The 14,486-nt window shown below is 46.4% G+C and carries 15 protein-coding genes; 11 read left to right on the forward strand and 4 right to left on the reverse strand.

Annotated features, from left to right (window positions below; all coding sequences use genetic code 11):
• Positions 1-4: 4 nt before the first annotated feature.
• The 3 genes from DFP81_RS15550 (at position 5) to DFP81_RS15560 (ending at position 2,747) form a co-directional block, all read left to right on the forward strand.
• Complete coding sequence (locus DFP81_RS15550) at positions 5-1,057, forward strand: FecCD family ABC transporter permease (RefSeq protein ID WP_245959190.1); 1,053 nt, start codon at positions 5-7, stop codon at positions 1,055-1,057.
• The gene (locus DFP81_RS15555) at positions 1,054-1,809 is read left to right on the forward strand and encodes an ABC transporter ATP-binding protein (protein ID WP_115898815.1); all 756 of its coding nucleotides are present in this window, start codon (positions 1,054-1,056) and stop codon (positions 1,807-1,809) included. Before DFP81_RS15550 ends, DFP81_RS15555 begins: the two co-directional genes overlap by 4 nt.
• Before the next feature lie 74 nt (positions 1,810-1,883).
• Positions 1,884-2,747, forward strand: coding sequence for a DUF72 domain-containing protein (locus tag DFP81_RS15560; protein ID WP_115898816.1), 864 nt, complete (start codon positions 1,884-1,886; stop codon positions 2,745-2,747).
• A gap of 72 nt (positions 2,748-2,819) precedes the next feature.
• Here the strand turns inward: DFP81_RS15560 and cuyA are convergent, their stop codons facing one another.
• The gene (gene cuyA, locus DFP81_RS15565; protein WP_115898817.1) at positions 2,820-3,830 is read right to left on the reverse strand and encodes a D-cysteate sulfo-lyase; all 1,011 of its coding nucleotides are present in this window, start codon (positions 3,828-3,830) and stop codon (positions 2,820-2,822) included.
• A gap of 150 nt (positions 3,831-3,980) precedes the next feature.
• Here cuyA and DFP81_RS15570 point away from each other — a divergent pair, with 150 nt between their 5' ends.
• The 5 genes from DFP81_RS15570 (at position 3,981) to DFP81_RS15590 (ending at position 9,337) form a co-directional block, all read left to right on the forward strand.
• Entirely contained in the window at positions 3,981-4,886 is a 906-nt protein-coding gene (locus DFP81_RS15570) for a LysR family transcriptional regulator (protein WP_115898818.1), read from the forward strand.
• 693 nt (positions 4,887-5,579) lie between these two features.
• Positions 5,580-6,893 (forward strand): histidinol dehydrogenase, encoded by a 1,314-nt coding sequence (hisD, locus tag DFP81_RS15575; protein ID WP_115898819.1) that lies wholly within the window; start codon positions 5,580-5,582, stop codon positions 6,891-6,893.
• A 10-nt stretch (positions 6,894-6,903) separates the two neighbouring features.
• Complete coding sequence (locus tag DFP81_RS15580) at positions 6,904-8,097, forward strand: DegT/DnrJ/EryC1/StrS family aminotransferase (RefSeq protein ID WP_115898820.1); 1,194 nt, start codon at positions 6,904-6,906, stop codon at positions 8,095-8,097.
• A complete protein-coding gene (gene cuyB / locus DFP81_RS15585) occupies positions 8,094-8,825 on the forward strand; it encodes a cysteate racemase (RefSeq protein ID WP_115898821.1) in 732 nt (243 codons plus the stop codon). The genes DFP81_RS15580 and cuyB overlap by 4 nt, the downstream gene beginning before the upstream one ends.
• Positions 8,826-9,028: 203 nt before the next feature.
• Positions 9,029-9,337, forward strand: a complete 309-nt coding sequence (locus tag DFP81_RS15590; RefSeq protein ID WP_115898822.1) for a YqfO family protein — start codon at positions 9,029-9,031, stop codon at positions 9,335-9,337.
• On the opposite strand, the gene DFP81_RS15595 is transcribed toward DFP81_RS15590, so the two are convergent.
• From DFP81_RS15595 to DFP81_RS15605, 3 genes are all read right to left on the reverse strand, one after another.
• Complete coding sequence (locus tag DFP81_RS15595; RefSeq protein WP_115898823.1) at positions 9,318-9,863, reverse strand: NUDIX hydrolase; 546 nt, start codon at positions 9,861-9,863, stop codon at positions 9,318-9,320. The genes DFP81_RS15590 and DFP81_RS15595 overlap by 20 nt on opposite strands.
• Positions 9,864-9,873: 10 nt before the next feature.
• Positions 9,874-11,130: an HlyC/CorC family transporter gene (locus DFP81_RS15600; protein WP_115898824.1), complete on the reverse strand. Its 1,257-nt coding sequence runs from the start codon at positions 11,128-11,130 to the stop codon at positions 9,874-9,876.
• An 82-nt stretch (positions 11,131-11,212) separates the two neighbouring features.
• On the reverse strand, positions 11,213-11,980 hold the full coding sequence (locus DFP81_RS15605) for a cytochrome C assembly family protein (protein WP_115898825.1): 768 nt from the start codon (positions 11,978-11,980) through the stop codon (positions 11,213-11,215).
• A 130-nt stretch (positions 11,981-12,110) separates the two neighbouring features.
• On the opposite strand from DFP81_RS15605, the gene ffh reads away from it, so the two are divergent.
• The 3 genes from ffh (at position 12,111) to rimM (ending at position 14,480) form a co-directional block, all read left to right on the forward strand.
• Positions 12,111-13,493 (forward strand): signal recognition particle protein, encoded by a 1,383-nt coding sequence (gene ffh / locus DFP81_RS15610; RefSeq protein WP_115898826.1) that lies wholly within the window; start codon positions 12,111-12,113, stop codon positions 13,491-13,493.
• 177 nt (positions 13,494-13,670) lie between these two features.
• Positions 13,671-13,919, forward strand: coding sequence for a 30S ribosomal protein S16 (gene rpsP / locus DFP81_RS15615; RefSeq protein ID WP_012071436.1), 249 nt, complete (start codon positions 13,671-13,673; stop codon positions 13,917-13,919).
• Between the two features lie 15 nt (positions 13,920-13,934).
• Positions 13,935-14,480, forward strand: a complete 546-nt coding sequence (gene rimM, locus DFP81_RS15620) for a ribosome maturation factor RimM (protein ID WP_115898827.1) — start codon at positions 13,935-13,937, stop codon at positions 14,478-14,480.
• The last annotated feature ends 6 nt before the right edge of the window (positions 14,481-14,486 follow it).

A 14,486-nucleotide genomic window follows, 5' to 3' on the forward strand; every position in this document is an offset into this window, starting at 1 on the left:
TCTAATGCTAGTTAAAGGTTTACAAGGGGTGATGAAAAGTCACCCTTTATTATTTGTATTGGTCAGTACTCTGACTTTGTCTGTTTTCATTGTGTTAGGTGTGGCCATTGGCGAGACTCAAATTGACTTTCAGACCGTGGTTTACGCGGTGGCAAATGGGGCGTTAGGCACCCAATACCCGATTAATGCGATTGATCAAGGTGTCGTATGGAACTATCGACTTACTCGGACTTTGGTGGCGGCGTGCTGTGGTTCGGCGTTGGCGATTACTGGTTTGGTATTGCAATCTCTATTACGTAATGCGTTGGCTGACCCCTATTTGCTAGGCATTTCGGCTGGAGCTTCAACCGGTGCCGTGTTAGTGACTATTGCGGGTATTGGTGCTGGTGCATTAAGCATGTCATTTGGCGCTTTAATTGGCGCAATTTTGGCTTTTATGTTTGTTGTTGCCTTGGCGGCATTGGCATCAGGACGGCGCATGGGGAATATCTCGACGCAGGTGATATTGGCTGGTATTGCGGGTTCTCAACTGTTCAATGCGCTGACCGCATTTGTGATAGCCAAGTCAGCAAATGCCGAACAGGCTCGTGGAATTATGTTTTGGTTGTTGGGAAATTTATCCGGAGCAAGGTGGCAAGAGGTCGCCATGGCGGTGCCAGTACTGCTGTTTGGCTTGATGATTGTGTTATGGCATTCGCGTGCTCTTGATGCCTTTTTGTTCGGTTCTGATGCGGCTGCGTCGATTGGTATAGCGGTGAAACGAGTGCAAGTGGTGCTGATTTTTTCAACGGCGATGATGACTGCCGTGATGGTGTCTATGGTTGGGGCCATTGGCTTTGTTGGTTTGGTAATCCCCCATGCTGCGCGGTTTTTGTTTGGTAGTTCGCATTTGGTGCTCGTGCCGGCGTGTGCGGTTATTGGGGCGGTGTTTCTCATCGTTTGTGATATTGGCTCACGCACCGTGATCCCAGGTCAGGTGTTGCCTATTGGGGTGGTTACGGCGCTGATCGGAGCGCCTTGTTTTGCGCTTGTATTGATCCGGGGGCAACGAAAATGAACCTTAAAGTTGAGAATGTCAGTTATCGTCTTGGCAAAAAAGTCCTCTTGGATAACGTCTCTTTGTCTTTACAAGAGCGTGAGCGTGTCGCAATTATTGGGCCAAATGGCTCAGGTAAATCGACTTTATTAAGGTTGATCTGTGGCCTGAATAAGCCGACTCAGGGTGAAGTATTGTTAGCTGGGCGATGTGTTCATCGTTACCCACGTCGCCGTTTAGCGCAAAGCTTGGCGTTTGTGCAGCAAAAGGCAAATACAGAAGACATAGTGCGCGCTGAAGAGGCGGTGTCGCTAGGCCGGACGCCTTGGATTAAGCCATTTGAAGCTTGGAGTGAGTACCACCAAGGGTTTGTTGAGAAGGCTTTGTTGCAGGTAGATATGCAGGATAAGCGTCATCAGTATTGGCACACTTTATCCGGAGGGGAGCAGCAACGGCTGCACATTGCGCGGGCGTTAGCGCAAAATACGCCTTTTATTGTCATGGATGAGCCCACTAATCATTTGGATATTAAGCAGCAGTTGGGCGTTTTATCTTTGATACACCATATTGAAAGAACCATGCTGGTGGCGGTGCATGATCTAAATCACGCGATGCGTTTTGATCGAGTTATTGTGTTAAAGGATGGCGGTGTGGTTGCTCAGGGGGCGCCAGAAACATTGATCACTGAAGCATTAATTAAAGAGGTTTTTGAAGTGGAGTCTAGGGTGATTAAAAGCATGGGGTTTGCTTCAAATGTTCAGCTGATCGCGTAGCTTTGCTTTAGTCTATAAGCCCTTGCGATAACATTAATCTGCTTTTACTAGACGGTGCAATAGACGAAGTAAATATGAGAATTTATTACGGTATGGCCCAATGGCAACATCCTGCTTGGGTAAATTGGTTGTATCCCTCATCACTGCCTTCAGCAGAACGCATTGCGCGTTATTCTCAGGTGTTTTCTACGGTTGAAGTGGGGAGTACCTTTTATACTCAGGTAGAAGCGCAACAGCTACAGCGTTGGTATGATGCGGTTGCAGAGTCATTTCGTTTTGCCTTTAAGGCGCCGCAAACCGTTACCCATCGTCTGCTTGAGCGCCCATGGGATGATATTGTCACGGATTGGCGTGTGTTTATGGCTGCGTTAGAGCCCTTGCAAGCAAAGCTGGGGCCGACCATGTTGCAGTTTCCTGCCAGCTGCGATGAGCGTTTATTAGAGCACATCATGGCCCTTTGTGAGCTGTGGACATTAACCACGCCTTTGTCGGTGGAAACACGTCACTTAGCGTATTTTGATCGAACTTGTCATGAATCGACATTGTTAAAGGGGTTGGCTGCAAGAGGTGTTAATCGCGTAGTGATGGATTCTCGGCCCGTTTTCTCAACACAGGCGTACTGTGACAGTTTGGTGGACGCACAAAAGAAGAAGCCAAGAGTGCCTTGTCATCCGGTTGTCACAGGATCTCACCCTGTGGTGCGTTATATTGGCCATCCAGATTTACCCTTGAATGATAAATGGCTGGATCAATGGGCTGCTAAGTTGGCGCAATGGTTGGCGCAAGAGCTAACCCCCACTGTGTTTGTGCATTCTTCAGACAATATTGCCGCCCCGACACTGGCCGCCGCATTGGACCAGCGGGTCCAAGATTTGTGTAGTGAGTATCAACCGCTGCTTCAGCTGCCACAAAGTCAGCAACAGGCGAGTTTATGGTAACGCCCGAAAAATAAAAGCGCCTCTTTAAAAAAGAAGGCGCTTTTTTGTTTGCTTAATACGAAGGGGGCGTAGTTAGCAATAATCTTTAAAATCAAAAGCTTCTCGGTAACCAAATAGCGCTTGGCTACCGCCTGTGTGTAAGAAGACGATGTTTTCGTCCTTGCCGAATTCGCCTTTACGAATAAGGTCAATCAGGCCCGCCGCTCCTTTTGCAGAATACACAGGGTCTAATAAAATAGACTCGTATTGCGCGAATAGCTCAATCGCTTCTAGACCGCTTTGGGTTGGAATACCATAGCCGTCACCAACATAATTGCAGTTTGCCATGACGTCTTCGCGTTTTACCGCACCTGGAATATTTAAATACTCAGCGGTTTTTTCAGCCAAACGAAACACATTGGCTTCTTGAGTTTCTTGAGGTACTCGAACGCCAATGCCAAGTACTGGGATCTGACTGTTGGTTGCCACTAGACCTGTGACTAGCCCTGCTTGTGTTCCGGCACTGCCTGTTGCGTGAACAACGCGATCGATTTTCAGGCCCATATCATTGGCTTGTGCCAAGAGTTCCAATGCCGCGTTAACATAACCAAGTGCGCCGATTGGGTTCGAGCCGCCGCCTGGAATAATGTACGGCTTTTTGCCTTCCTTACGCAGTCTCTCTGCCACTTCTTCCATGGCTTGGTTCATGTCAGTACCCGCTGGGTACTTACTTAAAGAGGCGCCGAACAGTTGATCCAGCAGTACGTTACCGTTGTAGTTGTAGTCAACATCCTTACTGCCGGTACGATCCTCTAGGAGAATTTCACAGGCCATGCCCATTTTTGTTGCAATGGCCGCGGTTTGGCGAGCGTGGTTGGATTGTGTTGCGCCTTGGGTGATGATGGTGTCTGCGCCTTTTTCAATGGCGTCGCCCATTAAAAACTCCAGTTTACGAGTCTTGTTGCCGCCGCCAGCTAAACCGGTGCAGTCGTCACGCTTGATCCAAATAGTAGGACCGCCTAAATGCTCACTCAGTCTTGTCATTGGCTCAAGTGGTGTCGCAAGGTGAGCAAAATGTAATCTAGGGTAACGGGAAAGATGCATAGGTAAATCTCCATAAAGGGATGACGTTGAATTGCTTTAGAGACTAACGCCTCCATTTTCTGCTGCCCAATGCTGTTTTATCTTGTCTCGGTTACTTTTCTGCATAGCAGTGCTAACATCGAAAAAAACCATTATTAGAAAGGAGTTCCAGTGGAATTGAAGTGGTTAGAAGATTATCTGGCATTGGCCAAGAATGGCAGTTTTTCGAAGGCCGCAGAAGCGCGTTTTGTGACTCAGCCGGCATTTAGTCGGCGTATTCGATCACTGGAAAGCTGGCTAGGTGTCAGCCTAGTAGATCGCTCTCAATATCCGACCACTTTTACGAAAGCAGGTATGGCGTTCTTGGAGCAAGCAGAGAGCTTAGTCAAACAAATGTATGGCGTGCGCAATCACCTCACCTCCCTAGTTAATGACACTGCAGAAATGGTGGTGATGTCTCAGCATTCTCTGGCGGTTTCTTTTATGCCGGATTGGTTGCAGCAAATTGAACCTTTTATTGGCGATTCTCTGATTCGAGTGAATACCGATAATTTGCATGATTCTATAGATTCATTTCTATCTGGGGCGGGGGATTTCTTGGTGTGCTTTTCTACCCCTGAAGTGGCTAAACAGTTAAGTAGGAGCGACATAGAGACGATTCAAATCACCACCGACCGCATTGTTCCTGTGACGGCCGTTAAGGCTGATGGGCAGCCTGTATACCGTGTTTCACAAGAAAGCTTAAGATGGCTGACTTACCCCAAAGAATCTTTTTTAGGCAGCTTGCTGAGCAGTGAATCCTTGTCTGATTTGAGCACTGAGCTTAAATTGAATAAGGTCTGCGAAAACGCCTTGGCAGAAGGGTTAAAAGCCTTGGTGGAGAAAGGTTATGGTGTTGCCTGGATACCTGAGTCTTTGGTCAAAAAAGAGCTGGATGCTGGTCAGGTGATGGTGCTTGGGGCCCCCCTTAAATCAATAGAATTAGATATTAATATTTATCGATTTAAGGGGAAACATTCGGATTTCTCTACGCGTTTTTGGCAGTACCTTTCAGCGTTATATCAAGAGGCTGGTTAGCTATCACCGTCTGGTGTTCATGTCATAAAGCATCGCGAAGCGAAAAAATGCCATTTCATGGAATTTTTTTGGCTATTTTAAAGCGTGAACTAAGAGCAAAAGCTCGGATTTTGTAAGCCATCTTCAGAGGTCAGAAAGGCATCGCGTTTTTGGGCGGGCTGATAGACGATCAATAACTCATGGCTTGTATCTGTATCTAATTGTTTTTATTTGATAAAAAATATTTCTGTAGCAACTAAAAAGTGCGATTTAAGATGTCTTATAGGGCACGCTATCTTATGCGTAAAAGTAACCGCTATCGCTCAAAAAAGGCATTGGTTTCCCGCTAATTATGTCACTAAGGTGATAGCTTGCTTAGGAAATAGCAGCACTCAAATACAAAAATAAAGAAAAAACAGGAGTAACCTAATGCCGCTTACCTGCTTCTTTTCATGCCATTTAGTTCGTTTAATCAGGTTTTTTGAGCCCACCACAAGGCCAAAATAGTCACGGCATAAGTTGCGATCAAGAGATTGCTCTGATTGACATAGGTGATAACCGAGTTCTATTGGGTTACAAATTTACATAAATACTAGCCAAGCTCTAGTAGCTTGCAAAGTGATGTTGGGCTTTGAGTATTCTCCTTTTAGTGTTGGCCGGCTGGGTCGCCATTTTAGAGTTAATACGAATACTCAGGACAGTGAGAGGTGCTTTATGGAATATTTAAAAAATGCTGTATCTAGTTCGACCGTGGCGGATGAAGATGAAAAAATTCAAGCCGCAGTAAAGGTTATGCTGCAACGAATTCAAGAAGAAGGTGAAGCGGCGGTTAGAGCGTATGCGCTGCAGTTTGACAACTGGCAAGGGGATTTTATTTTAACCGATGAAAAGCGCCAAGCCCTGATTGCCAGTGTGCCACAAAGCGTGAAAGACGATATAGATTTCGCGCACCGACAAATTAAGCGCTTTGCGCAAGCGCAACGAGATAGCTTGGTATCGTTTGAGATTGAAACTGAGCCAGGTGTGCGTTTAGGGCAGCGGGTTTTACCTGTCCAATGTGCAGGTTGTTATGTGCCTGGAGGGCGTTATGCTCACGCGGCTTCTGCTCTGATGAGTGTGGCGACCGCAAAAGCAGCGGGTGTGCCATTTGTGGTCGCTTGTTCACCACCACGTGGTGACAGTATTAATCCAGCGGTGGTTTATGCGATGGATGTTGCTGGTGCGGATATGATTTTAGAAATGGGTGGGGTGCATGCGATAGCCAGCATGGCCGGAGGCCTATTTACTGGTAAGCCCGCGGACATACTAGTTGGCCCTGGTAATGCTTATGTCGCAGAAGCGAAGCGTATGCTGTTTGGCTCGGTGGGCATTGATGTGTTTGCCGGTCCGACTGAGTCTGCGATCATCGCGGACAAAACTGCCGACCCTATGACGATTGCCGTCGATCTTGTTTCCCAAGCCGAACACGGTACCAATTCTCCAGTTTGGTTGTTTACAGACAGTCGTGAAATAGCGGAAAAAGTCCTAGAGATTATGCCTCAGGTGATTGCGGATATGCCAAATGCAGATGTGTGTGAAGCTGCATGGCGGGACCATGGAGTAGTGATTTTAGCGGATGATCGTGATGAATTGGTGCGTATTAGCGATGACTATGCCTGTGAGCATTTGCAAATTTTGGCGCAGGATCTCGATTGGTGGAAAGACAACCTGAATAATTATGGCTCACTCTTCTTAGGTGAAGGTAGCACGGTTTCTCAGGGGGATAAGTGTTCAGGTACTAACCATATTTTGCCAACTAAAAAAGCCGCGCGTTACAGTGGTGGCCTAAACGTACAGAAATTTATGAAAGTGCTGACCTATCAAGAGTTGGATGAAGAGGCCAATCTTGCGTTTAGCACGGCAGGATCACGTATTTCTCGAACCGAAGGCATGGAAGGGCACGCACGTGCTTGTGATTGGCGATTGCGTAAGTTTTTCCCAGAAAAAGAGTGGGACTTCACGGTCTACGATCAAAAACGCTACGACTGAGGAGAGGCCTGTGAAAGTATTTAATAAAGCGTTTACTCAGCAAGAAGCAATTCCTGAAGAGGGTATTTTGGCTGCGATTGAGGTGATGCGATCAGGGCGTTTGCATCGCTATAACACGCTTCCTGATGAAAAAAGTGAAACCGATTTATTAGAAATCGAATTCGCAGAGTATCAAGGGGTGCCTTATTGTTTGGCGTGTTCTTCTGGTGGTTATGCATTGCATGTAGCAATGCGTGCTGCTGGCGTGCAAGCTGGGGATAAAGTGTTGTGCAATGCTTTTACATTAGCGCCAGTGCCTGGCTCGATTCATAACAGTGGCGCAGTGCCGGTATTGGTAGATGTTGCTGACGATTATTGCATCGATTTGGATGATCTTGAGGCGAAGGCTGCCAGCTCAGGTGCTCAGTATTTTATGCTTTCTCATATGCGTGGTCACTTAGCAGATATGGATCGTATTATGGCGATCTGTGATCAATATGGTTTATTTTTGATTGAAGACTGCGCCCATACCATGGGTGCCAGTTGGAAGGGTAAGAAAAGCGGTACATTTGGCGATGTGGCTTGTTTTAGTGCGCAGACATACAAGCATGTCAATTCTGGTGAGGGGGGCTTTCTAACGACTCGTCATGGGGAGGTTATGGCCCGAGCCATTATGTATTCAGGTTCTTATATGTTGTATGAGCGGCACTTCGCGGCACCAGCGAAGGAAACCTTTCAACAAATTCGATTCGATACGCCGAACTACAGTGGTCGAATGGATAATTTGCGAGCCGCTATTTTGCGACCGCAAATTGCACGCTTAGACGCTCAATGCGAGCGTTGGAATCGTCGTTATTCTGTGATTGAGGCGGTATTGAGACAGAGTGCCACGATTGTTGTGCCTAAACGGCCTGAAGCGGAAACCTTCGTTGGTAGTTCTATTCAGTTTTCTTTGCCTAGCTTTAGCGCCTCTCAAATGCTTGATGTCGTCAAGCGTTGTGGTGAGCGCGGGGTGGTGCTTAAGTGGTTCGGCGATGCTGAGCCTAAAGATTACACCAGCCGTTATGATAGCTGGCGCTACATTGAAGACATGCCTAAGCTGCCAAACACTGAGCAGGTTCTGGCTACGTTATTAGATATGCGAATCCCGTTGACCTTTAGTGAAGAGGATTGTGTATTAATTTCTGAGATTATTGTGGCAGTAGTAAGCGAGTGTGAGTCATGACGGCAGTGAGTTCGAATAAAGAAAAAGTGGTGGGTGTCATTGGCGGTATGGGGCCAGAAGCCACGGTCAATTTGATGCAGCGCATTATTGACCTGACACCTGCGGATGATGATGTGGATCACATTCATGTGCTGGTGGACAATAACCCGAAAATACCCTCGCGCATTAAAGCCTTAATCGAAGGCGGTGGAGAAGATCCCGCGCCTAGTATGATTAGTATGGCGCAGGGCTTGGTAAAACAGGGCGCAGATTTTTTGGTGATTCCTTGTAATACGGCGCATCATTATTATCCTCAAGTTGCGGCTGCGGTTGATGTGCCTGTGGTGAACTTGATAGAGCTCACCGTAAAGCATGCCAAAGCGATGAACCCTCAGCTTAGCAAGGTAGGCTTATTAGCTTCCTCCGCATTGCAAATCATTCATCTATATGAGCCTTGGTGTGCCGACTATGGTGCCCAAGTTCTTTACCCAGAGTCACAACGACAGCAGCAGGTGATGGCATTGATTCGTGCGGTAAAGGCGAAACGGCATACGGCAGAACAGCTGCAAAACTACCAAGCAGCCGCTGACGATCTGGCGGCGCAAGGGGCGGAGTGTCTGGTGTTGGCTTGTACAGAGTTATCTGTGATCGGCGACCAGTTGAAGACCTCCTTACCTATTTATGATGCGTCTGAATTATTAGCGCGTGAGGTGGTTCGTCAAGCGTTAGGTAATGACCTGACGGTGTAAATTTTTTCTTTCTTGGTGTTACGGTCAGTACTTAAGGAAGGTGTGAGAGAGTCTTCGTCAACAATAGAAGGCTGGCTCGTGCTTTCTTTATGTTCTGGCCGTTTTTTTTTGATTTTATTTTACCGATGGCGGACGCTTGTTGCGGGCATGCTGTACTCAGTGTCAGCTTGATCGAGCTTGATGTTAGTTGTAGGAGAGAGGATATGTACTCATTGGTCTTTTATGTGCCAGAAACCCATTTGGACGAGGTGAAAAATGCCGTGTTCTCGGCTGGGGCGGGTTCGATCGGCGATTACGAGCAGTGTTGTTGGCAAGTGAAAGGCGAAGGGCAGTTTCGCCCAAATCTAAATGCAGCGCCTTTTATAGGGAATGCAGGTGAAATAGAAAAAGTCGCAGAATATCGAGTCGAGATGGTGCTTCATACAGCGCTTAAAACCAGCGTCAGGGATGCGTTATTGGCAGCGCATCCCTACGAAGAGGTGGCTTATCACTTTATTCAGACAGAGTGTTAATAATGAGCGTGTCTTCATGAAAGCTATAGTGGCCGGTTTTGTGGTCTTCAATAAAGAGCTCGAGTGTTCTGGTAACACTCGAGAAGGCGAGTTCATCCCAGGGGATATCAGATAGCTCAAATAGCGCAACTTCAGAGCTTTCTGAGGTGGCGTGAAAATCATCCTTTAGTAAGTCAGCTAAATAAAACAAATGAATTTGATTGATGTGAGGAATGCTGATCATGCTGAAAGCTTGTCGGCAAATCGCCTGTGAGCCACTTTCTTCAAGGGTTTCTCTAAGGGCGCCTTCGCTGGTGGTCTCTTGGTTTTCCATAAACCCTGCTGGCAGTGTCCAATAACCCAGTCTTGGCTCTATGTTACGACGGCAGAGTAATAGCTTGCCTTGGTACATAGGAATGGTGCCAGTAATCAGGCGCGGGTTATCATAATCGATATGCTCACAGTGGGGGCACACAGCGCGAACGCGATTGTCGTCCGCAGGAATGATCATGTTGACTGCGTGGCCGCATTGTGGGCAATATCTCATGATGATGTCCTTAGTGTTTTAACTTCAATTTTGCGTATTTCACAACCTTGTCTTCGATCTCTTGAATCTCGATAAGATAGTGGTCCACTTGCAAACTAATGGGGTGCTCTGGAATAAATTCTAGCGTTTCAATAATTAACCCGTTGAGGGTCTTCGGCCCATCGGTTGGAAGGTGCCATTCAAGGGTTTTATTGATGTCGCGGATGTGAGCGGAACCATCAACTTTAAAGGAACCATCGTCCAGGGGCTGTATTTCGTCTTCTTCTTCCTGGGTGGGTGGGGTGAATTCACCAACGATTTCTTCTAACACATCTTCTAGTGCCGCAATGCCTTGCACATCACCGTATTCGTCTACCACTATGCCCATTTGCTGGTGGTCTTTTTGGAAGTTTAACAACACTGTGTTTAGAGAGGTGCTTTCAGGGATAAAGTAAGGCTCTACAGTGGCTTTTAACAGAGCGGCTTTAGATGGTGCTTGCTCGCGCAAGAAAACCGCTGCATGGCGTGCGTGTAAGATGCCAATGACTTTGTTTATTTCGCCATTGTAGACTGGCATGCGGGTATGACGGCTTTGACAAATTTGTTCAATAATTTCTTCAATAGAGTCTTCAATATCAATGCCGACTACCTCGTTACGAGGGATCATGATGTCTTCTACTGAGACTTTCTCTAAATCTAAAATAGAAATCAGCATTTCTTGGTGAGCGGCTGGAATTAAGCCGCTGGCCTCATTGACCACGGTTCTAAGCTCTTCAGAGTCCAGTGTGTCGTGATTTCGCTGTGCTGCGTTGACACCAACTAGGCGTAACAGACCATTGGACAACATATTGATAAAAAATACCGCGGGGTAAAAGATTTTCAGCAGCACCGCAAGGATCCAAGCCGCAGGAAAGGCGATCTTTTCAGGGTGGATCGCGGCCAGTGTCTTTGGCGTTACTTCAGCAAAGATCAGCACTATTACAGTAAGCGCAGCCGTGGCAATAGCGACCCCAGCATCACCCCAAATGCGAACCGCGATGATAGTGGCAATAGCGGATGCCAAAATATTGACGAAGTTATTTCCGATTAGGATTAAACCAATTAAGCGATCAGGTCTTTCTAATAACGTGCTGACTTTAATGGCGGAGCGGTTTTTGCTCTTAACCAAATGTTTAAGTCGATATTTGTTCAGCGATAACATGCCAGTTTCAGAACTGGAAAAGAACGCAGAAAGAAAGATAAGAGAAATTAGTATTCCAGTAAGAATACCTAAGGGAACATCGTTCAAAAAGGGATTGCCTCAATTGTTAAGATAAACGGATTATTAGTGCTTAAAAAGTCGCTGTCAAACGACTTTCGTACATCATGGGCTAATGAAGTAAAATTTGTAACACAATCTTGCTACCAAAATACGCCAGCATCAATAAAAAGAAGCCGCTAAGTGTTAATTTAACAGCTAATTGGCCACGCCAACCTGCAAAGTGCCGTCCGAGTAATAAGCCCGCAAACACGATCCAAGAGGCAATGGTAAAGAATGTTTTATGCACCAAGTGTTGTGCAAACATATCTTCAATAAAGTAAAAGCCCGTTGCAATGGTTACTGTCAGCAAGATGAAGGCCGCCCAAATAAACTCGAACATCAGGCTTTCTAATACTTGTAATGGCGGCACTCTTAGTAGTTGTCGTAGGCGATGGTGCTTGAGCTGATACTCTTGAATTGCGAGCAAAATACCAACCCCACAAGCGGCAGTAAACAAGCTGTAAGCCACGGAAGCAATTAGGATGTGTGCGCTGGTTCCCCAGGACTCGCTGTGCAACTGTTTTAGTTGCCAAGGCTCAATGGCATTAAGTGCAATAATAATCGCGGTGAGTGGGAATGCGATGGCCAGCAGCAGTGAAATGTCTTTGTCTCGGTTACTCAGCCAGAGGAATGCGTTGCCAATGGCTGCAATTAATAGCCCAATGGTTAAAAAGTTAAAGCCATCTTGGTGGAATAGAGATTGGCTTAAAGAAAAGGTGTGTATGACTATCGCTACCGCCCCAAACAGTTGAGTGGTGCGGGCTTGAGGGCGAAAATAATAAGCCAAACTAGCAATCAAGCAGGCAGTACAAGCAAGCCAAAGCGATAATTGAGTCATGAAACTAAAGGATCCATAGAGTAAAGGTATAGGGTGATAATCATTTATCCGTTATAATAGGGGGAATTTCACCTTGGATAAACCGTGAAACTCGGTTTTTTCCATATAGGACAAAAAATTTGAGGGCAATATGTTCGACAATTTATCGAATCGCTTAACCTCCTCGCTTGATCGTATTCGAGGTCGCGCTAAATTAACAGAAGACAATATCAAAGATGTGCTTCGCGATGTGCGAATGGCACTGCTAGAAGCCGATGTTGCGCTGCCTGTTGTTAAGGATTTCATCGCTGCGGTTAAAGAACGCGCGGTGGGAACCGAAGTTACCAAAAGCTTAAGTCCTGGCCAAGTTTTCTTAAAAATCGTTAAGCAAGAACTTGAAAAAGTCATGGGTGAGGCGAACGATGGCTTAAACCTCCGTGTTGCGCGTCCTGCGGTTATTTTGTTGGCTGGTCTACAAGGTGCAGGTAAAACCACATCGGCTGCCAAATTAGCCAAATACTTGACTGAGCGGGAGAAAAAATCTGTCTCAGTAGTGAGTGCGGATGTTTATCGTCCAGCGGCGATTAAACAGTTGGAAACCTTGGCTGGTGAAGTTGGTGTCGACTTTATCCCAAGTGACATCTCTCAACAGCCGATTGATATTGCGAACAATGCGATCGATTATGCGCGTAAAGCCCATAAAGACGTACTGATTGTTGATACCGCGGGTCGTTTAGCAATAGACGACGCTATGATGGCGGAAATCAAAGCACTGCATGCTGCGATTAATCCGATCGAAACCTTGTTCGTTGTGGATGCAATGACAGGTCAAGATGCGGCGAATACAGCAAAGGCGTTTGGTGATGTGCTGCCGTTAACTGGCGTGGTGTTGACCAAAACAGACGGTGACGCCCGTGGCGGTGCCGCCTTATCAGTACGTCATATTACTGGTAAGCCGATTAAATTCTTAGGTGTGGGTGAAAAAACCGATGCGTTGGAGCCTTTCCATCCAGACCGTTTAGCTTCTCGTATTCTAGGAATGGGCGACATGCTTTCCTTGATTGAGGAAGCTGAGCAAAAGATCGATAAAGAAAAAGCCGAAAAGCTGGCGGGGAAACTCAAAAAGGGCAAAGGCTTCGATCTAGAAGATTTCAAAGAACAACTGCAGCAAATGAAAAACATGGGCGGTATGAGTTCCATGTTGGATAAGCTTCCAGGAATGGGGCAGTTGGGCAATATTCAGGATAAAGTAAACGATAAGATGTTTGTCCAAATGGAGTCTTTGATTAACTCAATGACACCAGCGGAACGTCGCAATCCTGATGTAATCAATGGTTCACGAAAAAAACGTATCAGCGCCGGCGCCGGTTTGCAGATACAAGATCTTAATCGTCTTTTGAAGCAGCATAAGCAAATGCAGAAGATGATGAAAAAGATGACCGCAAAAGGCGGAATGAAAAAAATGATGCGCGGTTTAGGTGGAATGATGCCAGGTGGTGGTATGCCAGGTGGCGGTGGATTCCCTAAGCTATAGCCGTATCTTGTTGTTTTTATTAACGGCAGTTAAAAAACTGTCGTTTTTAATGTCTGGGCGAGCAATTCGCCCTTTTGTTTTTCTAGTTAATCGACTAGAATATGCCGCCCTCTTGTAGTATGAGTCAAAAATCGACTCGGCAAGAGGCGTTTCGTTAAGCAATAAGGAACCAATAATATGGTAACTATTCGTCTTTCTCGTGGTGGCTCTAAGAAGCGCCCATTCTATCACTTGAACGTGGCTGATAGCCGTCGTGCACGTGATGGTCGTTACATCGAGCGTTTGGGTTTCTTTAACCCTGTAGCTCGTGGTCAAGAAGAACGTCTACGCATCGATCTAGATCGCGTAAACCACTGGGTTAGCCAAGGCGCTCAACTTTCTGACCGTGCTGCGCAGCTTGTAAAAGATGCTAGCAAAAACGCTTAATACTGAGGTAATGCTATGTCTGAATTAAAACAAGCGGCCGCTCCTGAGCAAGCCCTTGTGGTTGGACGCATTACATCGGTTTACGGTGTTAAAGGGTGGGTGAAGTTATATTCACACACCGACCCAATGCAAGGGATCTTTGATTACAAGCATTGGTGGTTGAAAACCCCTAGTGGGTGGAAAACCGTTGAATTAAGCCAAGGACGATTGCAAGGTCGTGGTTTGGTTGCATCAGTGAAAGGCTATAACGACAGAGATCTTGTAAAAGAAATTTGCGGTATGGATATCTACATTGATGCTAAAGAGCTACCAGCGTTAGAGGAAGGTGATTATTACTGGAGTCAGCTGGAAGGTCTTAGGGTTACAACCAAAGAGGGTGTCCTCTTGGGGAAGGTTTCTCAACTTATGGAAACCGGTGCGAATGATGTCATTGTTGTCCGTGCATGTGAAGGCAGTTTTGATCGCGAAGAACGCTTGATCCCCTATGCGCCAGGGTCTTTTGTTTTGGATATTAATCTAGAGCAACAGCAAATGGTCGTTGATTGGGATCCAGAATTTTAAGCGCAA

It is taken from the genome of Marinomonas pollencensis (assembly GCF_003387375.1).
GTDB classification, from domain to species: domain Bacteria; phylum Pseudomonadota; class Gammaproteobacteria; order Pseudomonadales; family Marinomonadaceae; genus Marinomonas; species Marinomonas pollencensis.

Coding starts and splice junctions, on each gene's coding strand:
- DFP81_RS15595 (WP_115898823.1), bottom strand. CDS start 9,863: ATGAGATATTGCCCACAATGCGGCCACGCAGTCAACATGATCATTCCT.
- cuyB (WP_115898821.1), top strand. CDS start 8,094: ATGACGGCAGTGAGTTCGAATAAAGAAAAAGTGGTGGGTGTCATTGGC.
- ffh (WP_115898826.1), top strand. CDS start 12,111: ATGTTCGACAATTTATCGAATCGCTTAACCTCCTCGCTTGATCGTATT.
- DFP81_RS15560 (WP_115898816.1), top strand. CDS start 1,884: ATGAGAATTTATTACGGTATGGCCCAATGGCAACATCCTGCTTGGGTA.
- DFP81_RS15555 (WP_115898815.1), top strand. CDS start 1,054: ATGAACCTTAAAGTTGAGAATGTCAGTTATCGTCTTGGCAAAAAAGTC.
- DFP81_RS15590 (WP_115898822.1), top strand. CDS start 9,029: ATGTACTCATTGGTCTTTTATGTGCCAGAAACCCATTTGGACGAGGTG.
- DFP81_RS15605 (WP_115898825.1), bottom strand. CDS start 11,980: ATGACTCAATTATCGCTTTGGCTTGCTTGTACTGCCTGCTTGATTGCT.
- hisD (WP_115898819.1), top strand. CDS start 5,580: ATGGAATATTTAAAAAATGCTGTATCTAGTTCGACCGTGGCGGATGAA.
- rimM (WP_115898827.1), top strand. CDS start 13,935: ATGTCTGAATTAAAACAAGCGGCCGCTCCTGAGCAAGCCCTTGTGGTT.
- rpsP (WP_012071436.1), top strand. CDS start 13,671: ATGGTAACTATTCGTCTTTCTCGTGGTGGCTCTAAGAAGCGCCCATTC.
- DFP81_RS15550 (WP_245959190.1), top strand. CDS start 5: ATGCTAGTTAAAGGTTTACAAGGGGTGATGAAAAGTCACCCTTTATTA.
- cuyA (WP_115898817.1), bottom strand. CDS start 3,830: ATGCATCTTTCCCGTTACCCTAGATTACATTTTGCTCACCTTGCGACA.